20 protein-coding genes are annotated in these 22,505 nt (G+C 65.4%); 10 read left to right on the top strand and 10 right to left on the bottom strand.

Features of this window, described 5'->3' with window-relative positions; translation table 11 throughout:
• The first annotated feature begins 65 nt into the window (after nucleotides 1-65).
• Complete coding sequence (locus tag AC5WEY_RS23865; RefSeq protein ID WP_057476103.1) at nucleotides 66-557, top strand: polyadenylate-specific 3'-exoribonuclease AS; 492 nt, start codon at nucleotides 66-68, stop codon at nucleotides 555-557.
• Nucleotides 558-602: 45 nt separating this feature from the next.
• Complete coding sequence (locus AC5WEY_RS23860) at nucleotides 603-1,988, top strand: class II 3-deoxy-7-phosphoheptulonate synthase (RefSeq protein WP_057476104.1); 1,386 nt, start codon at nucleotides 603-605, stop codon at nucleotides 1,986-1,988.
• A 19-nt stretch (nucleotides 1,989-2,007) separates the two neighbouring features.
• On the opposite strand, the gene pknB is transcribed toward AC5WEY_RS23860, so the two are convergent.
• Nucleotides 2,008-3,990 (bottom strand): Stk1 family PASTA domain-containing Ser/Thr kinase, encoded by a 1,983-nt coding sequence (pknB, locus tag AC5WEY_RS23855; RefSeq protein WP_495647811.1) that lies wholly within the window; start codon nucleotides 3,988-3,990, stop codon nucleotides 2,008-2,010.
• 199 nt (nucleotides 3,991-4,189) lie between these two features.
• Here pknB and AC5WEY_RS23850 point away from each other — a divergent pair, with 199 nt between their 5' ends.
• Complete coding sequence (locus AC5WEY_RS23850) at nucleotides 4,190-4,561, top strand: Rv2175c family DNA-binding protein (RefSeq protein WP_057476106.1); 372 nt, start codon at nucleotides 4,190-4,192, stop codon at nucleotides 4,559-4,561.
• Here the strand turns inward: AC5WEY_RS23850 and AC5WEY_RS23845 are convergent.
• The 4 genes from AC5WEY_RS23845 to AC5WEY_RS23830 form a co-directional block, all read right to left on the bottom strand.
• Nucleotides 4,558-5,523: a phytoene/squalene synthase family protein gene (locus AC5WEY_RS23845; protein WP_057476107.1), complete on the bottom strand. Its 966-nt coding sequence runs from the start codon at nucleotides 5,521-5,523 to the stop codon at nucleotides 4,558-4,560. The two genes, AC5WEY_RS23850 and AC5WEY_RS23845, sit on opposite strands and share 4 nt — an antisense overlap.
• Before the next feature lie 10 nt (nucleotides 5,524-5,533).
• Entirely contained in the window at nucleotides 5,534-7,177 is a 1,644-nt protein-coding gene (locus AC5WEY_RS23840; protein WP_495647794.1) for an alpha-(1->6)-mannopyranosyltransferase A, read from the bottom strand.
• 159 nt (nucleotides 7,178-7,336) lie between these two features.
• Nucleotides 7,337-8,920, bottom strand: coding sequence for a phytoene desaturase family protein (crtI, locus tag AC5WEY_RS23835; protein ID WP_495647793.1), 1,584 nt, complete (start codon nucleotides 8,918-8,920; stop codon nucleotides 7,337-7,339).
• 11 nt (nucleotides 8,921-8,931) lie between these two features.
• Entirely contained in the window at nucleotides 8,932-10,041 is a 1,110-nt protein-coding gene (locus AC5WEY_RS23830; RefSeq protein WP_495647792.1) for a polyprenyl synthetase family protein, read from the bottom strand.
• A gap of 155 nt (nucleotides 10,042-10,196) precedes the next feature.
• On the opposite strand from AC5WEY_RS23830, the gene metF reads away from it, so the two are divergent.
• Nucleotides 10,197-11,165, top strand: coding sequence for a methylenetetrahydrofolate reductase [NAD(P)H] (gene metF / locus AC5WEY_RS23825; RefSeq protein WP_082520821.1), 969 nt, complete (start codon nucleotides 10,197-10,199; stop codon nucleotides 11,163-11,165).
• 5 nt (nucleotides 11,166-11,170) lie between these two features.
• Here metF and AC5WEY_RS23820 read toward each other — a convergent pair whose 3' ends face one another.
• From AC5WEY_RS23820 to AC5WEY_RS23800, 5 genes are read right to left on the bottom strand one after another with little or no spacing between them, the layout of a single operon-like run.
• Complete coding sequence (locus tag AC5WEY_RS23820) at nucleotides 11,171-12,334, bottom strand: glycosyltransferase family 2 protein (RefSeq protein ID WP_495647791.1); 1,164 nt, start codon at nucleotides 12,332-12,334, stop codon at nucleotides 11,171-11,173.
• Nucleotides 12,331-13,086, bottom strand: a complete 756-nt coding sequence (locus AC5WEY_RS23815) for an LppM family (lipo)protein (protein ID WP_495647790.1) — start codon at nucleotides 13,084-13,086, stop codon at nucleotides 12,331-12,333. The genes AC5WEY_RS23820 and AC5WEY_RS23815 overlap by 4 nt, the downstream gene beginning before the upstream one ends.
• A gap of 27 nt (nucleotides 13,087-13,113) precedes the next feature.
• Nucleotides 13,114-13,977, bottom strand: a complete 864-nt coding sequence (locus tag AC5WEY_RS23810; RefSeq protein ID WP_495647789.1) for a carotenoid biosynthesis protein — start codon at nucleotides 13,975-13,977, stop codon at nucleotides 13,114-13,116.
• Nucleotides 13,974-15,581 carry a phytoene desaturase family protein gene (locus AC5WEY_RS23805; RefSeq protein ID WP_495647788.1) on the bottom strand — a complete coding sequence of 536 codons (1,608 nt, stop codon included), beginning with the start codon at nucleotides 15,579-15,581 and terminating at the stop codon, nucleotides 13,974-13,976. The genes AC5WEY_RS23810 and AC5WEY_RS23805 overlap by 4 nt, the downstream gene beginning before the upstream one ends.
• 5 nt (nucleotides 15,582-15,586) lie before the next feature.
• Entirely contained in the window at nucleotides 15,587-16,204 is a 618-nt protein-coding gene (locus AC5WEY_RS23800) for a GNAT family N-acetyltransferase (RefSeq protein WP_495647787.1), read from the bottom strand.
• A 196-nt stretch (nucleotides 16,205-16,400) separates the two neighbouring features.
• On the opposite strand from AC5WEY_RS23800, the gene AC5WEY_RS23795 reads away from it, so the two are divergent.
• The 6 genes from AC5WEY_RS23795 (at nucleotide 16,401) to AC5WEY_RS23770 (ending at nucleotide 22,409) form a co-directional block, all read left to right on the top strand.
• Nucleotides 16,401-16,856, top strand: a complete 456-nt coding sequence (locus AC5WEY_RS23795; RefSeq protein ID WP_495647786.1) for an SAV_6107 family HEPN domain-containing protein — start codon at nucleotides 16,401-16,403, stop codon at nucleotides 16,854-16,856.
• A gap of 227 nt (nucleotides 16,857-17,083) precedes the next feature.
• Complete coding sequence (locus tag AC5WEY_RS23790; protein WP_057476114.1) at nucleotides 17,084-17,521, top strand: SCO2097 family morphological protein; 438 nt, start codon at nucleotides 17,084-17,086, stop codon at nucleotides 17,519-17,521.
• 516 nt (nucleotides 17,522-18,037) lie between these two features.
• The gene (gene mraZ / locus AC5WEY_RS23785) at nucleotides 18,038-18,469 is read left to right on the top strand and encodes a division/cell wall cluster transcriptional repressor MraZ (RefSeq protein ID WP_027497352.1); all 432 of its coding nucleotides are present in this window, start codon (nucleotides 18,038-18,040) and stop codon (nucleotides 18,467-18,469) included.
• Nucleotides 18,470-18,688: 219 nt separating this feature from the next.
• A complete protein-coding gene (gene rsmH, locus AC5WEY_RS23780) occupies nucleotides 18,689-19,720 on the top strand; it encodes a 16S rRNA (cytosine(1402)-N(4))-methyltransferase RsmH (protein WP_495647785.1) in 1,032 nt (343 codons plus the stop codon).
• A complete protein-coding gene (gene ftsL / locus AC5WEY_RS23775; RefSeq protein WP_495647784.1) occupies nucleotides 19,717-20,556 on the top strand; it encodes a cell division protein FtsL in 840 nt (279 codons plus the stop codon). The genes rsmH and ftsL overlap by 4 nt, the downstream gene beginning before the upstream one ends.
• Entirely contained in the window at nucleotides 20,553-22,409 is a 1,857-nt protein-coding gene (locus tag AC5WEY_RS23770) for a peptidoglycan D,D-transpeptidase FtsI family protein (RefSeq protein WP_057476115.1), read from the top strand. The genes ftsL and AC5WEY_RS23770 overlap by 4 nt, the downstream gene beginning before the upstream one ends.
• The last annotated feature ends 96 nt before the right edge of the window (nucleotides 22,410-22,505 follow it).

Genomic DNA, 22,505 nt, shown 5'->3' with positions numbered 1-22,505 from the left:
GGGCTGTTCGGATTCGGACTACCGGTAGGCCGGGACGTGTCGGGGCACGCGCTAAGGTGAGCCGCGTGCGCTACTTCTACGACACAGAGTTCATCGAGGATGGTCGCACAATCGAGTTGGTCTCGATCGGTGTGGTTTCGGAGGACGGTCGCGAATTCTATGCGGTGTCCTCCGAGTTCGATCCCGAGCGCGCAGGCCGCTGGGTTCGGCGCAACGTGCTGCCCAAGTTGCCACCGTACTCGTCGCCGCTGTGGATGAGTCGGTCTCGGATCCGGGAGGAACTACTCGAGTTCCTGGTCCCGCACTACGGTGCCGAGGTCGAATTGTGGGCGTGGGTGGCTGCGTACGACCACGTGGCGCTGTGTCAGCTGTGGGGTTCGATGACCGAGTTGCCCCGTTCTCTGCCGCGGTTCACCCGGGAATTACGCCAGCACTGGGAGGATCGCGGCAGCCCCGAGCTGCCGTCGGTTCCCGACGATGCGCATGATGCACTGGCCGATGCGCGGCACAATCTGGCCAAGTTCCAGGCGATCGAGGAGTACTCGCACCGCGGGTGAACACCCGTTGTCCTGCGATGACAGTGGTGCGAATATCCTGTACTCGTGAACTGGACTGTCGACGTACCCATCGATCGCTTGCCCGACCTGCCGCCGTTGTCGCCGACGATGCGTACTCGATTGGACGATGCGTTGGCCAAGCCGGCCGCGCAGCAGCCGCAGTGGGACCCCGAGCACGCTGCGGACATGCGCAAGGTGCTCGAGAGCGTTCCGCCCATCACCGTCGCCGGTGAAGTGGAGGCGTTGTCGGACAAGCTGGCCGCCGTTGCGCGCGGTGAGGCCTTCCTGCTGCAGGGCGGCGACTGCGCCGAGACGTTCGTGGACAACACCGAACCGCACATCAAGGGCAACATCCGCACGCTGCTGCAGATGGCAGTGGTGCTCACGTACGGCGCGAGCATGCCGGTGGTCAAGGTCGCTCGCATCGCCGGCCAGTACGCCAAGCCACGGTCCTCGAACATCGACGCGCTCGGTCTTCAGTCCTACCGCGGCGACATGATCAACTCGCTCGTGGCCGACGAGAGCGTTCGCGGCCACGATCCGTCGCGACTGGTGCGCGCATACGCCAATGCCAGCGCAGCGATGAACCTGGTCCGCGCGCTCACCGGCGCGGGCATGGCGGATCTGCACAAGGTTCACGACTGGAATCGTGAGTTCGTGGCCAATTCACCCGCAGGTGCACGATACGAAGCACTCGCGGGAGAGATCGATCGCGGCCTGCGCTTCATGGATGCCTGCGGCGTGAACGACCCCAATCTGCATACCGCACAGATCTACGCGAGCCACGAAGCCCTTGTCCTGGACTACGAGCGTGCGATGCTGCGCCTGGACAACACCGACGATCACCCCAAGCTGTACGACCTGTCGGCGCACTTCCTGTGGATCGGCGACCGTACCCGTCAGCTCGACGGGGCACACATTGCGTTGGCCGAGTTGATCTCCAACCCGATCGGTCTCAAGATCGGACCCACGACCACACCCGAGATGGCCGTCGAGTACGTCGAGCGCCTCGACCCGACCAACAAGCCGGGCCGTCTGACGCTGATCTCACGCATGGGCAACGGAAAGGTGCGCGACATCCTGCCGGCCATCATCGAAAAGGTGCAGGCCACCGGACACCAGGTCATCTGGCAGTGCGATCCCATGCACGGCAATACCCACGAGGCGTCGACCGGCTACAAGACGCGTCACTTCGACCGCATCGTCGACGAGGTGCAGGGATTCTTCGAGGTGCACAACGGCCTCGGAACGCACCCGGGCGGAATCCATGTCGAGCTGACCGGCGACGACGTCACCGAGTGCCTCGGCGGTGCCCAGGACATCTCCGATCTGGACCTCGCCGGACGCTACGAAACGGCCTGTGATCCGCGGCTCAACACCCAGCAAAGCATCGAGCTGGCCTTCCTCGTCGCCGAGATGCTCCGCGACTGACTCGGTCGCTACATCCGGCTCAGGGCAGTGAGACGACCCTCACCTCGGAGCCCGGTTCCACGCGGGAGCCGGCTCCGGGGCTCTGGGTGATCACCAATGAGCCGTCCGTGTCGACCACCTGACGCACGTCGATGGTCAGTCCCAGGGCTGTGAGCGTCGTGCGCGCCGAACCGACCGAACGCCCGAGCAGCGACGGCACGGTGACGGCGTTGGACACGTCGAGCACGGCGGTGGTCCCCGATCTGACCGTCTGCCCGGCTTCGGGCGTCGTTCCGATTGCTTTGCCGCCGTCGGTCTCGTCGTCGAACGTCTCCCGAACCTCGCCGACGGTGATTCCCACCGATTCGAGCGTCGTGCGGGCCTGGTCGACGCTCTGACCGCGCACGTCGGGCACCTCGACCGGCGGTGCGCCTTTGCTGCGCAGCACCGTCACCGAGCTTCCGGTGGTCAACACGGTGCCAGGCGGTGGGTCCAGGGCTGCGACTCCGCCGACGGGAGCGGTGGTGCTGAAGGCCTCGCCGCCGTCGACGGGAGTGAACGTACGGTCTCGCAGTTGCTGTTCCACATCGGCGACGGATGCGGTCGCGTCGATCGAGGGGACGCTGGGGCTACCCAGTGACACCAGCAGGAACACCGTGTCGCCCTTGGCGATTCGTGATCCGCCAGTGGGGTCGGTGCCGATGAGAAGGTCGGTGTCCACCGAGTCCGAGTACGTTCCACGCACCGAGGCCTCGAGACCGGCCGCCTCCACGGCGCTGGTGGCACCGGTGGTGTCGAGGCCGTCGACCATCGGGACGGCGGTGTAACGGCCCGACCCCATCCACCAACCGCCGAAGCCGACGAGCACCGCGAGCAGGGCAACGACGAGCAGCCAAATCACGATAGCTCGACGCGAGCGCTGTCGGTCCGCCTCGAAGTCCGGGAAACGATACTGCCCTCGGCCCGTCGCAGGGGGCTCGGCGGGCGGCGCATCGTCGTGTTCCGGGCCGTACTCGACGCCTCTGGAAGTCGGTGACGTCACCACTCGCGTGTGCTGTACCCCGTGTTGCGGCGGCGGGGGCGGCGAATCCTGGACCACTTGGGTGCGAGCGGACGGCGCACGATCGCCGGCCACCGTCGTCGGTGCACCTGCGGCCGCGGAGCTCAGGTGCTCGGCCGACCGTTGGGGCGCGGGCACACGGTAGTCGGGCAACGCGAGCGCGGTTGCGGCCCCGCGCAGCGCGCGCGCCATGTCGTCGGCGTTGCGGTACCGGTGCTCCGGGGCGCGGACGGTCGCGTGCTGCACCACGTCGTCGAATTGGGGCGGAACGCCGGCAATGAAGGTGGAGGGAAGCGGCACGTCGTTGTCGATGCGCTGGTAGGCGATGGACAGCGAGGTGTCGCCGGTGAACGGGGTGCGTCCGGTCAACAGCTCGAAGAGTACGATTCCGACGCCGTAGACGTCGCTGCTCGCGGACGCCGAGCCGGTGGTGACCTGCTCGGGAGATAGGTACGCGGCCGTGCCCAGAATCACACTGCTGGACGTGACGGTGGAGGCTGCGACCGCGCGCACGAGTCCGAAATCGGCGATCTTCACGTCGCCGTCGTCGCTGATCAGAATGTTCTCGGGTTTGATGTCGCGGTGCACCAACCCTGCTCGATGGGCGACCGCGAGCGCCTCGAGAACGGGCCGCACGACGGCGACCGCAGCGTGCGGTGGCATCGGGCCACGCTCACGCAGGAGCTCACGCAGAGTTCCACCCTCGACGAGTTCCATGACCAGGAAGGCATGCTCGCCGTCCCGTCCGTGGTCGTAGACGGCGACGAGACCCGGATGGCTGAGCCTGGCCACGGCCCGTGCCTCGAACTCGAATCGCTGGACGAACTGCGGATCCTCGGCGAACTTCGGATCCATGATCTTCACCGCGACCGGGCGATCGAGCCTGGTATCGAGGCCGCGATAGACCGTCGACATACCGCCCCGTGCGATCGGTCCGTCGATACGGTATCGACGATCGAGCATCGAACCCGGTATCACCGAACCTCCTCTCGTCGTCCACTGTCTGACTGCTGTGTTGTCCGCTTCGGTCCCGGACCGCTTCTGTGCGGAACCACGACGCCGATCGTATCGGGGCGTCGACCGGCCATCGGCGAACGTGTTGCTCTCCCGCCGCGTCTGCCGTTTTTGAAGTCTGGACGCCGGACCCGTTAACGTTACCTGCGTGAGTGCCATTCCCTATGCCGACGACGTGCTCGATCCGTCGGTGTCTCTGCTGCAGTTCGCCGACGTCGCGAAGATCCTCGACGTTCCCAAGACCCGCGTCGAACAGCTCGTTCGAGATCGTCAACTGTTGGCTCTGAAGCGTTCTCGCGTGCCCGGTGTTCCCGAGCAGTTCCTCGACGCGAGCAAGGGCACCATCGTCAAGGGTCTGCCCGGCTTGTTGGCCGTGCTGCACGACGGTGGCTACGAGGACGAAGAAATCCTGCGGTGGCTGTTCACCGAGGACGAGAGCTTGCCCGGCGCGCCTGTGGCCGCACTGCACGGCGATCTGATGCGCGAAGTGATCAGACGCGCACAGGCCATGGCCTTCTAGCGAACGGTCGCACGCTTGAAGCCGGTGACGGCGAACTGCGGAAGCGCGATGCGGGCGCGTGTCCACTGCGGCACCGTCGCCCGCTGGGAGAGTACGCGGTAGCCCTGCGACTCGACCTCGTCCAGAATGCGGCCGTAGAGGACGGACGCCGTACGCATCGACGGACGCACGCGCGGATCGAGCATGTCGATACCGGCATCGGACGTGCGATAGATCGAGCGGGTGACGGCGATCAGGTGGGCGAGAGCGCGAGTGACCCGGACATCGACTCTGCCGGTCGTCCGACACCACCGGAGCAACTCTTCGTCTACTCCGAAGGCAGCCAGCTCGTCGGTGGGGAGATAGATTCGGTCGCGATCGAGGTCCTCGCCCATGTCTCGGATGAAGTTCGTCAGCTGGAACGCCTCGCCCAGTGCCGCGGCCGGAGGCTCGGCCTCGGATCGTTCGACCACGGTTCCCAGGATGGGCAGCATCTGCAGTCCGATGACGGCAGCGGAGCCGTACATGTACTCGCGCAGTTGCTCCATCGTTCGGTAGCGCGAGACGAACACGTCGCTGCCCGGAATGTCCATGCGCATCGAGTGCATGAACGCGAAGAAGTAGTCGTGCGGAATGTCGTACCGCAGCACGGTGTCGCACAGTGCGCTCAATACCTGGTCGGTCACGCTGTGCGGCAACGGCTTTCCGGCCAGGGCGTCGCGCACTCGGGATTCGATCACATCGAGTTCGACGATGCGGCGAGCGTTGAGCTCGTCCGATCCGACGGCGATGTCGGTGCCCTCGAGGTCCACGATGTCGTCGACCATGCGGGCGAATCCGTACAGCGCGTGCACGCCTGCGCGCTTGTCGGTCGGCAGCAGGCGGGTGGCGAGGAAGTACGTCTTACCGTGCTCGGCGTTGAGCTCACGGCAGATTCGGTATGCCTCGTGCAGTGACGGGTCGATACCGTCCAACTCTTTCATCGCGGGAACCTCATGACGTGGACTCGTCTCCGGACGGTTCGGATGCAGCGTTCTTGGGAGCATTCGGCACGGCACGGTGTTCCCTGGATCGGTCCGACCGTAAACGCAGTGGGTCGACGCGTGTCAACGCGAGGGCGGCCACCACGGCCGCGACGACAGCCAGTGCCACATGCACGACGTTGTACAGGCCGATGGCACCGTCGGGTTGGAAGACGAGCATGAGCCACGTCGACAGACCGGTCAGGACCATCAGAGTCGTTCGAGACAGTGCGAATCCGGCAGCGATCGCCAGCGGCCACGAGTAGTACCAGGGCAGAGCAGCGGGGGAGAGAACGACCGTGGCGACGAGGGCGATCAGGATGCCCTTGACAGCGTTTCGCTCGGACTTGCGGCCCCACCACCAGGCTGCAGCGAGGATGACCACCAGGACGACCGAGCACAGCAGCCGCGTGACGTAGAGAACCGGGTCCAGTCGAAGATCGAGGAACCAGGAGGTGCTGACAGTCACCAGGTGCGCGAGAATCGTGGGCAGGGAGAGCCAATTGATGATCTTTGCCGACCCCGACAGCGCGGTCAGCCACCCGATTCCCACTCCGGCGACCAGCGACGAGACCGCGAACACCGCAACGAAGACCGAGGCTCCGATCCCGGCGGTCTTCGTGAACACCAGCACCGGCGAGGGTGGCGTTCGGTCTTCGGCGCGGGCCTTGTCCCGTACGTGCAACATCCAGATCCAGACCAGGAAGGGCAGCGCCAGACCTGCGGTTGCCTTGATCGCCACCGCGATCGCCACCAGCGCGATGCCGGCCACGTGGCGATGTTCGAGAGCCAACACGATGCCGGCCGTCATCAGGCCCACCATGAGCAACTCGTTGTGTACCCCGCCGATCAGATGGATCAGGACCAAGGGGTTGAGCACCGCGAGCCACACAGCAGTGGTCGCTCGGCCGCCGAGGTGCTTGGCCAGCCGCGGAACCGCCCACATCATCAGCGCCAGACCGGGCAGCATGGTCAGGCGCAGGAGCATGGTCCCCGCGATGACGTTGTCGCCCGTCAACGTGGTGATACCGCGACCGAGAAGGAGGAACAGTGGGCCGTAGGGGGCCGTCGTGGTGGTCCAGACGTTGCTGACGTTGTCGAGCAGCACACCTGGATTGGCAACGGGACCAACGCCGTACGGATCGAAACCGTCACGGAGCAGGGCCCCCTGAGCCAGGTAGGAGTATGCGTCTCGGCTGAACATGGGGACCGACAGCAAGAGCGGCGCCGTCCATGCAGGAACGATCCATCTCAGTTCGCCGACCGTGGTGCGTCCGTGCAGGGTTGCGCGCCCGAGCCGGACCCAGGCGGTGATCATCAGCAGTACGCCGACCCAGACGATGATGGTCGACAGGACGAATCCGTGGCCGAATCGGAGCCACGACAGGTGCATCTCCTCGAGCAGCGGATCGCGCCGCCGCACGCTGCCTGCGCCGAACCCGCCGAACGTGATGCAGACGGCCCCGACGACACCGAGGATTGCCGCTTTGCCCTCCGGGCTGCGGAGAAAGTTTCCCGTTGCAGTCGTTCTCGACGGTCGTGGTGTGGTCGCCGACGCGGGGACGTCGTCCGACGATCGATCCTCGGAGGTGGAGTGCGACGAAATCGAAGACATTGCCGCCTACTCCTCCTCTGCAACGAAAGTATTGTTCGCGAACTTCATCCGAAGTCGATGCATTGTGCAGTTCGTCGAACGATCATGGTCGCAGCAATGCGCGCGACCGGCAAACGATCGCGTTCAGCTTAGTTGGTCGTTGCAGTGAACCGAACGAAGCTACCGCCCCGAGCGTCCTGTCACCCGCTCGGCGGCGAGCTTTCCCGACACCAGAACCGTCGGAACGCCCACGCCCGGCGTCGTGCCGGAGCCGGCGAGAACCACGTTGTCGAGCCCGGCGACCATGTTCTTTCGCCGGAACGGCCCGGTCTGCCGGAACACGTGAGCGGACGAGAACGGCGATCCTTCGATCATGCCCTTCTGCGCCCAGGTCTCGGGTGTGTCGATGTGGTCGAGAACGAATGCGTCCAGGAGTCCCGTGTATCCGCGACTCTCCATCGTCGTCAGTATCTCGCGGAGGTAGGGGTGCGCCAGTTCTGCCCACGCCAGCGGAGCGCTGTCCAGATTGGGACACGGTGCCAATATCGACACCGGCTCACTGCGTACGCCGCCGCGCACCACTTCGAGGTTCGGATCGCTCACCGAAGGTCTGGTGATGAGCAACGAGGGATCGGCCATCAACGATCCCTTGCCCGCCTTGGCGGTGATCCTTCGGAACGTCTCGGCCCATTCGTCGCCGAAATCGATGGTGTGATGGGCACGAGCGGGCCACTTCGCGGTCTGCTCGACGGGAACTGTTCCGTGCGCGACGACCGCCGACGGTGAGACGACGCCGTAGCCGTTGCGTCTGCCCTTCTTCGACACCGACGCCCGGTCGAGGAGTCGATCGACCACGGGTAGGTCGGCGGTGAGAACGAGTGCGTCGCACGCGATTCGACGGCCGGTCGCGGTCAGCACGGAGTCGGCACGGCCGCGGTCGACGGTGACATCGACGATGTCGGTGCCGAGGTCCAGTGTTCCGCCCGCTGTGACGAACGCGTCGGCCATGGCCCGAGCGATGGCCGCCATGCCGCCCTCGGGGAAGAAGACGCCGAGGGACGTGTCCATGTGCGCGATTGCCCCGTACACCGCAAGCGCTTTCTGCGGTGCCATCCCTGCGTAGAGCGCTTGAAACGTGAAGACACGCCGCAGTCGGGTGTCTTTCAGAAAGCGGTCGACACGCGGTCCGAGTTTGCCGAAGCCGCCCAGTTTGATCAGCGTGGCGGTGTCGCGAACGGCGGCCTTCGAGCCCACGAGATCGAGCGGGGAATCGAAGTTCGAATCGATGTACCGGTCGAATTCGGCATCGAAGATGTCGGCCAGCCACCGACGCAGGTCGCGATATCCCTGCGCCTCGGCGGGCCCACAGGTGCGTTCCACCTCGGCCGCCATCGCCTCCGGGTCAGAGTAGACATCGATCGACGTACCGTCGGCGTACCGCGTGTGATACGACGGCGACAGGGCCGTGAGACGGATCTGGGGTGTCGTCGACTCGAAATCGGCACCCACCGCGGCCAAGGCCTCGAGCACCAGGTTCGGCATGGTCAACACGCTTGCGCCGTTGTCGATGTCGTACAGGTGCGAGCCGTCGGAGTCGGACACCGGGTACACCCCGACACGGCCGCCCACGGTCTCGTCTCGTTCGACGATGGTGACCTTCTTGCCTGCCCCCAGCAGGTGCAGACCGGCAGCCAATCCAGCCAATCCGGCTCCCACCACCACGACCCGGTCGGTGGGTCCGGTGACCGTACGAATCGAAGACATGTCGCTCACTTTCAGTACTGCCGCTTGATTGCGGCGGTTGCCATGGCGCGCAGATGCGCGGCCGCGACCGGCTCGATCGAACTGTTGTCCAGGGCCGAGACTGCCCGCGCGCCGAGCTCGTCGATCTGCCGTTCGACCGCGTCGACCGCGCCCAGTTCGACCAGAATCGAACGGATATCGGCCACTGCGACGGCGTCGAGTTCGGTTCCCAGGCTGGCCCGGATCGTGGCTGCAAGATCCGGGCGGCTCTCGTCGGCCTGCTTCAGCGCCGACGCGATCAGCACGGTGCGCTTGCCCTCGGTGATGTCGTCGCCCGACGGTTTGCCGGTCACCTCGGGATCGCCGAACACTCCGAGCAGGTCGTCGCGCAATTGGAACGCGATCCCGATGTCGGCCCCGAAGCTGCGATACGCGGCGATCAGATCCTCGTCTGCATCGGCCAGAACTGCGCCGAGGTGCAGCGGTCGTTCCACCGTGTAGGCGGCGGTCTTGTAGCGATTGACCCGCATTGCAGCCGCCACCCCTTCGTCGGTGCCTGCTTCGGCCTCGATGTCGAGCAGTTGACCACCCAGGACCTCTGTGCGCATGGCCGACCACACCGGCTGGACCCGGCGTGCTGCGTCGTCGTCGATGCCCGACTCGCGGAGTAGGTCGTCGGCCCAGCACAGGGCGAGATCTCCGACGAGAATGGCGGCCGATTCGCCGAAGTGCTCCGACGATCCGGACCAGCCCGCGTCCCGGTGCCGTCGCGCGAAGTCGACGTGCACGGTCGGAAAGCCGCGCCGTGTGCTGGACGAATCGATGATGTCGTCGTGAATCAACGCGCAGGCCTGAATCAGCTCGAGCGCCGAACAGGCGCGCAGCACTGCATCGGAGCGCGTACCGGTGGATTCGCCACCCGCACCGAGCCATGCCGTCCAGGCGAACGCGGGACGCATGCGCTTGCCGCCGCGCAGCACGAACGCTTCGAGATCTGCCACGGCTGCGGGATAGCCGCCGCCGACGGTGTCGACGACCTCGCGGCGCGTCGCGAAGAACTCGGCGAGCTTCGCGTCCACGGCAGCGCGGAGCGCCTCCGGTCCGAGTGCGGCAGTGGGGGTGTCGACGACGGGCGAGGACAAGTCTCCGGACAGGACGATCCTCCAAGGTGTGTGGTGGGTGCGTCGGAATGTGGTTCCCAGACTAGTAGCCGTCCACACCCACGTGCCGACGTGCAGCGAACACCGACCCCGGGAGGCCCGACGGCCTGTTCCGACGCGCAACCTATGATCTTCGGGTGAGCGAAGAATCCGTCCGGGGGCGGACGAGCCGAGGGAACGCGTCGACGACGCCGTCCATCGTCGACCGACTACGCAGTGAACCGGACGCCAGAATCCCGTTCTCTGTCGAGTTCTCGCCTCCACGTGATGCTGCGGCGGAGGCCCGGTTGTGGCGTGCAGTTCGTGAGTTCGAGCAGCTTGCGCCTGCCTTCGTGTCGATGACATACGGTGCAGGAGGCTCGACCCGAGATCGAACGGTGCGCGTCACCGGGCAGATAGCAGAAGAGACCACGCTGCTTCCTGTGGCGCATCTCACTGCCGTTTCGCACAGTGTCGACGAGTTGCGGTCGATGGTCGGGTCCTACGCCGACCGCGGCATCACGAACATCTTGGTGCTACGCGGAGATCCGCCGGGAGATCCGCTCGGTGACTGGGAGAAGCATCCGGACGGGGTCGAGTACGCGGAGGAACTGGTTCGGTTGGTGCGCGATCTCGGCGACTTCCACGTCGGAGTGGCGTCGTTCCCCGAAGGACACCACCGCGCCGACGACCTCGAGCAGGACACCAGGTGCCTGGTGGGCAAGCTTCGTGCTGGGGCCGAGTACTCGATCACCCAAATGTTCTTCGAGGTGGACGACTATCTGCGTCTGCGCGATCGTGTGTCCGCGTACGACGCCGAGCAGGGTGCCAAGCCGATCATCCCCGAGATCATGCCCATCACCTCGCTCCGGTCGGTTCGCCGGATGCTCGAGCTGTCGGGTACCACACTGCCGTCTTCCCTGGACGAGAAGTTCACCCGCGCAGCGGGATCCGGTCCCGAAGAGGACCGCGCGGCCGTCCGAGAGGTGGGTATCGAACTCGCCACGAACATCGGCGAGCGGCTGATTTCCGAGGGTGCACCCGGATTGCACTTCATCACGTTGAACTTTGCCCGGGCCACCCGTGAGGTGTTGTGCAACCTGGGACTCGCGCCCGCGCGGGTCTAGCGGCGTCAGCGGCGCGGAGAGGGACGCGACTTCCACGTCAGTGATCCGCGTCGCCTGCGAACGTGGGATTCCGCGACGAGTCCGGTGAAAGCGAGGATCGACACCGGATGCAGCGCGGCGTCGACCGCATCGTCGACGCCGAATCGCGGTCCCGATTCGCGTCGACGCGCGGCCAATCGGGACACCGTGCCCGCGAGGTATCCGGCCAAGCCGAGGCGTCGCACAGATCCCGAGGCCGTGAGCGCCGCTATCGGCGGCACCAGGTAGATCATTGCCGACGCCAGTGTTGCGGTGATCGAACCGACCGGGCCGCCGAACTCGTTCCACAGCCACCGGCTGTACCCGGATCGTAGGTCGGCAGCCGACCGATACATCCGGCAACTGACGAAACCCGCTCCCGACACCACCGCCGTCGACATGCCTCGTCGGCGCAGCGTGCGTGCCAGATCCAGATCCTCGGTTGCGCTGGCTGCGACACAGCCGTGGCCCCCGATGGCGCGATACGCGGCGGCGTCGAACGCCATGAACTGCCCACAGGCGACCGCCATCGAGGGCAGCAGCGTCGAGTTGGCCACCGGCACGGGAAGAGTGGACATCCAGGACCATGCGAGCAGAGGTTGAACGAGTCGCTCGGCGATGCTGCCGACCAGCTGCTCGGGCCAGGGGCACAGCAGCGCCACATCGTACTGCCGCAGCGTCCTTGCAGCGGCTGCCACTGCATCGGGCGCGAGTCGCACGTCGGCGTCGACGAACATGATCAGCGACGTCTGTGCGTCGCCTTCGTCGGCCAGTCTCGCCAGCTCGGCGCACGCGGCGGCCTTGCCGGTCCATCCGGCCGGGGGAGTGGCACGAGAGGTCACGATGCGAATCCTCGGATCACCGGCGGCGGCGGCTCGGGCAGCCGAAGCCGTTCCGTCGCTGGAGTCGTCGTCGAGGACGATGACCTGCATGTCGGGGCACGATCGTTGACGCAGGAGATCGCCGATCAACCACGGAAGTGTCGTCAGCTCGTCGCGGGCGGGAATGCAGACGACGATGCGTTCGAGGACGTCATGATCCGGAGCACTCAAGCCGGGCGTGAATCGCAGATTGAGCAGCGATACTGCAGCCGACGCCGTTGCCAGGACAGCAGTGGTCGCCGTTGTTCGTACCGAGAGTCGTTCGGTCACACCGACGTTCTGTCGGTCGGACTGTTCGCCTCGGGTCCGCGCGGCTGCCGAGTGCGCAGTGGTGGGTTGCGCGAGACCCAGGCCATGGCTCCGATGATGGCTGCGACGCCGACGGTCACACCACCGACGATGCCCGCCCAGCCGGCGAAGCTCCTGGTATTCGGATCGGGGTAGTTGACCTCGGCGCGCAACGACGTCACCTCTCCTGCGGGCAACTTCCAGGAGATCGAGTTGTCGCTTTCGCGGGTGCCGTTCGTCGTTCCGATGCGGGAAGGGAACGCAATGGTGAACTGCACGTCCGAACCCTGAGCCGGAACCGAGGACAGGTCGGCGTTACCCGCCAGCGTGACGGTGTCACCCGATCGCTGAAGCTCCAGCTGGAACGATCCGGCGGCGTTCTGGAAGATCGATCCGAGGGTCTGCACATCGCCGAACGACAGATCGTCGAAAATGGCCTGTGATCCGACGTACCCATCCTGGTTGTACGGCTCGACGCGCACCTTGTTCTCGATCGAGGACGGAACCACGAGCTCCGGTCCGGTATCGGAGTCCGAGGTCGGCACACTGGCCGCCACGATCTGGCCCGCCACCCGGTCGTTCGCCGACACCCCCATCGTGACCTGTACCCGTAGGCACCCGGCCAGCATCGGCGCGACCAGCAACGCCAGTGCGACCACCGAGAGAATTCTGCGGCGGTGGGTTCGGTGAGATGTTCGCGATGTCGACTGCACAGCGACATCGTGCCAGGCCATGGAGCCGATGTCTGTCGGCAGGGGTTCTCAGCGAGGCGTGTCGGTACCGAGACCGGAGACTGCCGCGCGAGATCGTGGTGGACGCACGCGGCCGCGGCCACCGATCCACACCAGCGGTATGCCGACCACACCCATCACGAGGAACCCGTACACCGCAGAGAAGCGAAGTTCCGGACCGTCGAGGAAAACGGCATGCGCCAGTGCCGACCCGAGCCACGTCCACAGGAACAACCCGATGGGTACCGCATCGTCGAACGGTTGCAGCCGAATATCGGACGGGCGAGGGCCTCCGATGGCACGGTCGAGCGTCTCCACGACCGCCGCCATCAGCGTGGCCACCACGAGCCAGCCGAGGTAGTTGGTCAGCGGTATGGACGGCACCCCCGGCAGGCCGACGGCACCGGCCGTCCACGTCCATTGGCCGTCGGTGACCATCTGTGGATCGAGATAGAGGTCCCAGCCGACCATGCCCACCGCCACTGCGGCGATCCGGAGGCCGGCGGCCCGGACCTGCGTCGTGCCGAGACGGCGAACGACGTAGGTCACGGCGCACCAGATCGGGTAGAAACCGGCCGTCCAGGCCAGCGGGACCACCACGGGCACCTCGAACAGGCTGGGACCCAAGCGATTCTGCGCGTAGAAGTATTCGCCGAACGGGATGCCGGTGGCGGTGCCCACCAGCTCCGACGCGAACCCGGTGCCTGCTGTCACGACGACAAGAACGGTGGCCCACACTGCTCCTCGGTGCAGCACGGCATGCAGGATCGACGCGAGTGCGAGCAACGCGACCACGGCGACCGTCACCGCGTCTCGGGTCGACCCCGACACCAGCGGGTAGACGATCTGGCAGCCGACGGCGGCGACCGCGACGACGATCGGTGCAATCCTCATATCCGCCTCCTCCGGAAGAACTCGCGTCGGCGTCCGGCGCGTGCGTCGTCGATCGCGATCCGTGCGGCCGACCGACCGCTGGCTGCAGTGACGCCGCCACCGGGGTGGGTGGATGCGCCGGTGAGATACAGCCCGTCCGCCCCCGGAACTCGATGACCCGCCAGTTGTGGGTGCGGCCGCCACATCATCATCTGATCGAGTGACATGTCCAGGTGCATGATGTTGCCCCCGATCAACCCGAGCTCACGCTCGATGTCGGGCGGTGACTGGACGTGTCGATCCAGCACCGCGCCGGCGAATCCGGGCGCGTACCGATCCATTTCGGCCACGATCCGGTCCGCCTCGAACTCGGCCAACGAGCGTTCGCCCGGAACGTCCGAACGCCATCGTCGGCCGTCGGCGAGAGTGTGTGGATGCCACTGCGACCACAGCGAGATCTGATGTTGTCCCGGCGGCGCGATGGTGGGGTCGATGGCACTGAACGACATTCCGAGCACGGCCGGAGTCGGCGGCAGATCACCGGCGAGTGCGTGGCCGTGTGCCAGGCGCAGCTGGCTGCGGTCACGTACCAGCAGCGCGAGGCCGTGGGTGCCGTCCTCGATTCGGTCGGCACTGGGATATACCGGAAGTGCGTCGGTGGCCAACCGGACCGCAGTGCCGAGTCCAGGACCCACCCGAATCGTGCTGCGCCACCGCGCGATCTGCGTCGCGTCGTGCCCGCCGTCGGCGAGTAGGTCGAGAGTGGTCAAGATATGGCAACCGGCAACGACGACTCGACTGTCGATCTCCCGACCCGATGCCGTCCTGGTGGTCCAGCCGTGCGGGCGGCGTACGAGCGAGGTCACGGCGTCGCCGAGGGTGAGTTCGGCCCCGTCCCGCTGCAACCGGGCGATCATCGCCTCGGTCAGCGCGCCGCTGCCACCAACGGCGCGGCCGGGCGGAAGAGTGTGCATGAGAGCGGCGAAACCGACCATCGGCGCGGTACCCGGCTCGGACATCGGCGGCCCCGACTGTGCGCCGAACCACGCCAGTGCGGCCTTGAGACGTTCGCTCGAGAACATCTCGTCCAGCAACGAATCACCGGTGGCGAGAAATTCGCGCGAGAGCATGCTGCCCCCGTCCGGGGCCCCGAGACCCCAGAAGGAGCGGAGCAGTTTCGCTCCGGTCGGCGGTCCGCCGAACGCGCGCATGGTTCGTTCGCTCCGAGGGCCCCACACCGAGACGAACGTGCGGTAGGCGCTGGCGTCCGCGGCCCCGCACGCAGCGGCGATGGAGTCGCAGGTGCGATCGAGATCGCGATGGAAGACGAGGGCGCGCTCGTCGGTGCCGACGGCTCCCGGTGCGAACGCCCAGGGATCGCAGTCGATGTAGCGGAGGCCGAACTGTGCGAGGTCGAGCTCCTCGACTATCCCCGTGTGGCGGATCATGATGTGCGCCGACGAACCGCGGTCCACCCGATGACCGGGAAAGCGGTCCACGGTCGATACTGCGCCACCGGCAACCGTGTCGCGTTCGAGAACCTCGACGGACCAACCGGCATCGGTCAAGTAGCAGGCGGAGGTCAGGGCGTTATGGCCGGAGCCCACCACCACAGCATCGATCACACCCCTCAGGCTACTGGCCCGTCCAGTGGCAATAGGCGACCGAGCACGGCGAAGGGCCGACGATCGCCTGCGAATCTGAAGTCACGAAGCACGTCCACAAAGCCCAGCCGCCGATAGAGTCGCCAGGCTCGATTGTCCTCTCGCGCCACCTCGGGTGTGGACAACATCACGTTGTCGGCATCCACACCCTCGAGCAACCGATTACACAACTGCCAACCGAGGCCGTACCCCTGGGCGCTCGGGAGAACGTGGAGCTCGGTGAGCTCGAAGTAGTTCCCCAATGCCTTCTCGATACTCTGCGGAGGGTGTCCCGAGCGGCGCAATCCGTCTCGAACCTGTTGATGCCACCACTGATGTGGTGCGCCGTGGTAGCCGTAGGCGACTGCGACCAGTGAATCGGCCTGCCCCGGGTCGGAATTCGGGAGCAGCGCTCCGACCGCACGCCAGCCGGGACGATGCAGATGTTCGCTCCACATCGGTGCCCGGCTCTGCTCGGTGCCGCGTGGGTAACCCATGGCTTCGACGTAGATCGACAGTGCTTCGAGCAGCCGCAGGCGAAATTCCGGGGGCGTCAGATCGACCAGGTACGGCGTTGTCCGCGCATCGGTGACGACTGTCCTCAACCTTTCTTCGGAAACTTGTCGGTGGGCACAGCTATATTGAAAAGCGTCGAACGGGTGTTCGATGATCGGGGCCGAGTGCGCCGGTGGCTTCGACTCCGATCAGGGGTCGAATACTCCGGAGTTCGACTGTAAGGCTTCGTCACGGTTCCGGGCGCGTCAGGTACGCACCGGAGATTCGAACTGGAGGTGTTCGAGTATGACGATCACGAAGGCATTCGATGCCGGCGTGCGGTCGCCGGTGCCGCGTCAGGCCCGGGTTCTGCTCGGTCGAGCCGACGCTCTGTTGTCCGAGTCCATCGGCGAGAGCGACGCGGGTGACCGGTTTCTCGGGAGCTATGCCGCGGCGCTCAAGGGAGCGGCGGCGGTACTGGCGTCGTTGCCGAACTCGATCGGTGCTCGCCCGCGCTCGCGCAACGCGTGGGTGTTGATGGCGAAGGCGGCACCCGAACTCGCTGTGTGGTCGGACTACTTCGCATCGTTCTCGGCCACCCGCGCCGCAGTGGAAGCGGGCGCGTCGAGCACGGTCACCGATCTCGATGCCGACGATTTCTATCGACACGTGAGTAGCTTTTTGAACTCGGTCGACGATCGACTCGGCGGTCAGTCGCGGTTCGCCTCCGTCGACCCGATGACCACACCGTTGTCGGCATAGCTGATCGAAAGGGTCGACGGGCGTGAACTGCCACGTCACACGGTGTTCGGCCGGAGTTTCCGGGACGGCCGTCTCGAAAACTTCGGGGTTTCTCAGGAACACATCGTGCGAGTAGGTGGTAAGCAGCGGATTCAGCTCGTATCATCGTGTCTAGGTAGCCGCCAAGGTCAGCTTCCCGTCGTTTCGCAACAGAAACGACCTTCAATATCAGTGCAGGGGGAGGTACCGTGCCACTCTCCGAGCACGAGCAGCGCATGCTCGATCAGATCGAGAGCGCTCTCTACGCCGAGGATCCCAAGTTCGCGTCTCATGTGAGAGGCGGCCGTGTTCGCGCGGCGTCGAGCAGGAGGCGCTTTCAGGCCGCCGCGCTGTTCGTCGTGGGACTCGTGTTGCTCGTCGCCGGTGTTGCTTTGTCGACGAACAGCTTGGCTTTTCTCGTCGTCAGTCTCATCGGCTTTTTGTTCATGTTCGGTGCCGGGGCACTGTTCCTGTTCGGCGGCTCCAAGAAGGGAGCCGCACCGACGTCCGAGGAAGGTGGCACCACCAACAGTGCCGCCGACGCCTCCGGCCGAGGTACCGGACAGAAATCGAAGGGTGGCCGCAAAGGTGGCAGCTTCACCTCTCGCATGGAGGACCGGTTCCGTAAGAGGTTCGAGCAGGACTGAGTAAGACCGGGTCTTTCACGGCCCGCCCGATTCAGGTTCGTTCCCACAACTTCACGCGTCACTCACAGCAGCACCTCACCTTCGGGTGAGGTGCTGCTGTGTTTGTGCGGTGATCGGATCGCCTGCTGCGGCCGCTGCCGAGCGGACGTCGGCTGCCCGGTGCCGACGGGTCGTAGCCGGCGCATTTCGGGCCGCCTCCCCACTTCGCCCCACGATCAGCAAAAGTCCCCACTTCGCCCCACCTCAGCTCCACTGAGCCTCTCAGGACGGCTCTGTTTCGTCTCATATGTCGCAAAAGGCCTGCTCATGCCGTTGATGGGACGCGTGTGGGCGCTTTTCGTCGGACCTGAACCGGCCTTCCAGGGCTGGATGCTGACCGTCAATTCGAGCAGTCTTTGCTGCCTTTGAACTGGGGAAATGTGAAACTGCCCAAATTATTCGCGCTCTGAATGGTTCGAAGTGGGGGAGAGTGGGGTAAAGTGGTCCGCAGCGGAGAGTCGAGGCTGGAGGTGGCGAGTGTTTCTCGGTACCTACACGCCAAAGCTCGACGACAAGGGTCGACTGACGTTGCCGGCCAAGTTTCGGGACGCGCTTGCAGGAGGTGTCATGGTGAGCAAGGGGCAAGATTTCAGCCTCGCGGTCTACACCGCGGCAGACTTCGCTGAGCGGTCACGGAAGCTGACGGCAGCGTCTCGTGCCAACCCGAAAGCCCGCGCCTACGTTCGTCAGTTCTTTTCGGGAACCGATGAGCAGAGGCCGGACGGACAGGGTCGAATCACCATCAGTCCGGAGCATCGTCGATACGCCGGGCTCGAACGGAACTGTGTGGTGATCGGTTCGATGGATTTCATCGAAATCTGGAACGACGAAGCATGGGCCCGTTACTCCGCTGAAAACGAGCAGGACTTCTCCGACGCATTCGACGAATCCCTCGGGGGAATCTTGTAGACCGCCCAGGTCGCCTGCGAGTGCAGCGAGGCCTCTGCCCGATCAGAACCCTGACGTTCTTCCCCAACGCCAGGTTTCGCAGATCAGGACCCTGACGTTCTTCCCCAACGCCAGGTTCCCTATCGGACAGGGACCTCGAAGCATTCGCTCCGGCGTCCGTGGGCAACCCGCACGGCCCGGACCCGGGCGAGACGTACGTACGCACGACCGGGAGGAACCATGACGGAGGGCGACGGGCGGGACGAGAGCGCATCGTCCACCGACCGACCCGATCGTCGATCCGCAGGTCCGCTGCACGTACCGGTTCGACTCGATCGGGCCGACGAATTACTGGGCCCCGCAATCGATTCTGCTGACGGCACCCGCGTCATGATCGACGCGACTCTGGGACTCGGTGGTCACGCCGAACACTTCCTCCGAACTTATCCGCACCTGCACCTCATCGGACTCGATCGCGATCCCGACGCACTCCGACTCGCCGGATCCCGGCTGGCCCCATTCTCCGATCGAATCACGTTGGTACACACGACGTACGACGGTATTGCCGAGGCGCTCGACGAAGCCGGCCTGCCTGCGCTCGAATCCGTGCACGCCATTCTGTTCGATCTGGGAGTGTCGTCGATGCAGCTGGACGAGTCCGATCGAGGGTTCGCCTACTCCGTCGATGCGCCGCTGGACATGCGGATGAATCCGACCGTGGGTATCACCGCCGCCGACGTGCTCAACACCTACTCGCACGGCGATATCGCGCGAGTACTCAGCACCTACGGCGAGGAGCGGTTCGCCGGGAAGATTGCCTCCGCCGTTCTGCGCCGACGTGAGCACACGCCGTTCACCACCAGTGGTCCGTTGGTCGAATTGCTCTACGCCGCAATCCCGGCCGCGACGCGGCGCACCGGTGGGCACCCGGCAAAGCGCACCTTTCAGGCCCTGCGGATCGAGGTCAACGGTGAGCTGGACTCGCTGAAGTCCGCGGTGCCGGCCGGGCTCGACGCCTTGGCCGTGGGTGGCCGGGTGGTCTTCATGTCGTATCAGTCGCTCGAAGACCGAGTCGTCAAGCAAGAGTTGGCCCCGCGGATCAAATCCCGTAGCCCCGAGGGGCTGCCGGTAGAGCTTCCCGGAATGGGTCCGGACTTTCGACTCCTGACCAGAGGTGCCGAGCGCGCCTCGGATGAAGAAATCGACGTCAACCCACGTTCGGCTCCGGTGAGATTGCGCGCCGCCGAACGGATTGCAAGGAGAGCGGAATGACGGTTCCAGGCACAACCGTTGGAACACAACGCAATCGGGTTCCCCTGCAGGGGCATAGGGTCGTTCCGCAGGCTCCACTCTCGCGCCCTGAACGTACGGGTAAGAGCGGTGGTCGATCCGGTGCCGCTCTTCGTGCGTACGAGCGCAGGCACCAGCGCGCGTCGATTCACACGTCGGACTCTCATCGTGGTTCCGGCACTCGTCGGTCGATCGACGGAGGTGCTATCGCTGCGCGAATTCCGTTCGTCGCGTTGATCATCGGCTTGCTGGCCCTCGGTCTCGGCCTGACGTTGTTGCTCACCACGCGGTCTGCCGGCGATTCGTACGACCTCAGCGCCGCAAAGGCCGTCAACACCGAGCTTGCTCAGCAGCGAGCAGCATTACAGCGCGATGTCGAGTTGGCAGAATCGGCTCCCGAGCTGGCTCGCAAGGCGGCCGGGCTCGGAATGGTTCCGGCCAAGAATCCTGCCCGGCTGATCGTCGCGCCCGACGGCGGTGTGCAGGTCGTGGGTACACCGGCTCCGGCCGACGGTGCGCCGGTTGCTCCGCTCGATCCGGTGGCTCCCGCCGCTGCAGGCGAGGGCACCGCCCCCTCTGCATCCGCGCAGTCGCAGCAGCAGACGCCGCGTAGCGCATCGCAGCCCAGCCGGACCTCCGGCTCCATCGATACTCGTGCCGCCACGCCGAGTGCAAGCAATGGCGCTGGAAACACTGCGCTTGCTGAACAATTCATTCCCATGAGCATCCCCTCGCTCGAGACACCGTCGGCCGAAACTCCGTCGTCCGCTGCCCCTGCGGCTCCGGCCACCGAAGAAGCCGCGGGTGACGGGCAGTGACCAGGCCTACGCCTGCTCCGACTCGACGGCCACCGAGCCGAAAGCGTCTCGACTCGTCCACCTTTCGGTTCCGTCACGGAACCGGCAGAGTTCTCATGTACGTGGCGCTGGCTGTCGCAGCAGCGCAATTGTTGTGGATTCAGGGGTTCGACGGCCCAAGACTGTCGGCCGAGTCGGCGTCGCAGCGCACCACCACCCTTGTCGATCCCGCGATGCGTGGGTCGATTCTCGATCGGAACGGAAATCCGATCGCCTTCACGATGGAGGCGAAAGCGCTGACCTTCCAGCCGGTTCGGGTTCGTAAGGAACTCGACGAGGCTCGCGCGAAAGATCCCACCGAGCCCGAGACCGAGCAGTACCTCGAGGACATCGCCGAGCGCATCCACAACGATCTCGGTGACGTGATCAGCGAGAAGGATCTGCTCGCCAAACTGAAGAGCAACGACGAATTCACCTATCTGGCACGGGGTGTGGACGCGACCGTGGCGTCGAAGATCAGTGCCGATTTCAAGCAGGTCGGGCTCGAGCGCCAGGACATCCGGGAGTATCCCGGCGGATCTCTGGCCGCCAACATCGTCGGTGCCACCGGTTGGGACGGACACGGTCTGCTCGGTCTGGAGGATTCACTCGACGCGACCCTCGCCGGAACTGACGGTTCGCAGACCTACGATCGCGGTTCCGATGGTGCCGTCATTCCCGGAAGCTGGCGCGACAAGCAGCCGGCGGTCAACGGTTCCAGCGTGGAACTGACGATCGATGCAGACCTCCAGTACTACGTGCAGCAGCAGGTGCAGTTGGCAAAGGACCTGTCCGGGGCAAAGAACGCGTCGGCCTACGTGCAGGATTCGCGGACCGGTGAAGTGCTGGCGATGTCGAACGACAACACCTTCAATGCCGGGATCGGCGTCGGTAACAACGAGCGCACCAAGGAGATGGGCAATCTGCCCGTCACCACTCCGTTCGAGCCGGGTTCGGTGAACAAGATCATCACGGCGGCTGCGGCCATCGAGTACGGACTCACCACGCCGGACGAGGTGTTGCAGGTTCCGGGCAGCATCTTCATGTCCGGTGTGTCGGTCAGGGATGCGTGGGAACACGGTGTCGCCCCGTACACCACGACCGGCGTGTTCGGTAAGTCCTCCAACGTCGGCACGCTGATGCTGGCGCAACGCGTCGGCGAGGACCGGTACGCCGACATGCTCAGCAGGTTCGGTCTCGGCCAGCGCAGTGATGTCGGTTTGCCGAACGAGAGCGCGGGCAGTGTGCCCAGTAGGGATCAATGGTCGGGCGGCACGTTCGCCAACCTTCCCATCGGTCAGGGCCTGTCGATGACGTTGCTGCAGATGACCGGTATGTACCAGGCAATCGCCAACAACGGCGTGCGCATCCCTCCGCGCATCGTCGAGGCGACGGTGGACGCGAACGGTCAGCGGACCGAGACCGAGCAGCCGGACGGGGTGTACGTGGTCAGCCCCGATACCGCGAAAACGGTTCGCAACATGTTCCGTTCCGTCACTCAGGACGACACGGGTAACCAGCGCGGCACGGGAGTGGCCGCCGGCGTCGAGGGCTACCAGATCAGTGGCAAGACCGGTACGGCTCAGCAGGTCGATCCGGAATGCAAGTGCTACTCCAACTCGAACTACTGGATCACGTTCGCGGGTATCGCGCCCGCCGACGATCCTCGCTACGTGATCGGCATCATGCTCGACGCCCCGACACGCAGTGCCGATGGCTCGGGCGGTCAGTCGGCGGCTCCGCTGTTCCACAACATCGCCAGCTGGATGCTGCAGCGGGACAGCGTGCCCATGTCGGCAGACCCCGGACCCAAGCTGGTTCTGCAGGCGGACTGAGTTCCGGACCCGCCGGTTCTCGAGTCGGGGCGGCAACATCGCGATCCCGGTCGCCGGTAATCTGACACATCGGTTCGGGCGCGTTCGTTCGGCCGC

The organism is Rhodococcoides sp. S146-33, from assembly GCF_059489205.1.
This window is presented reverse-complemented; position numbering and strand designations above follow the sequence as displayed.

What these genes read in the sequence shown, in the direction of transcription:
- AC5WEY_RS23815 (WP_495647790.1), bottom strand. Translation starts at nt 13,086, where the DNA reads ATGGCCTGGCACGATGTCGCTGTGCAGTCGACATCGCGAACATCTCAC.
- AC5WEY_RS23810 (WP_495647789.1), bottom strand. Translation starts at nt 13,977, where the DNA reads ATGAGGATTGCACCGATCGTCGTCGCGGTCGCCGCCGTCGGCTGCCAG.
- pknB (WP_495647811.1), bottom strand. Translation starts at nt 3,990, where the DNA reads ATGCTCGATCGTCGATACCGTATCGACGGACCGATCGCACGGGGCGGT.
- crtI (WP_495647793.1), bottom strand. Translation starts at nt 8,920, where the DNA reads ATGTCTTCGATTCGTACGGTCACCGGACCCACCGACCGGGTCGTGGTG.
- ftsL (WP_495647784.1), top strand. Translation starts at nt 19,717, where the DNA reads ATGACGGTTCCAGGCACAACCGTTGGAACACAACGCAATCGGGTTCCC.
- AC5WEY_RS23840 (WP_495647794.1), bottom strand. Translation starts at nt 7,177, where the DNA reads ATGTCTTCGATTTCGTCGCACTCCACCTCCGAGGATCGATCGTCGGAC.
- rsmH (WP_495647785.1), top strand. Translation starts at nt 18,689, where the DNA reads ATGACGGAGGGCGACGGGCGGGACGAGAGCGCATCGTCCACCGACCGA.
- AC5WEY_RS23795 (WP_495647786.1), top strand. Translation starts at nt 16,401, where the DNA reads ATGACGATCACGAAGGCATTCGATGCCGGCGTGCGGTCGCCGGTGCCG.
- AC5WEY_RS23845 (WP_057476107.1), bottom strand. Translation starts at nt 5,523, where the DNA reads ATGAAAGAGTTGGACGGTATCGACCCGTCACTGCACGAGGCATACCGA.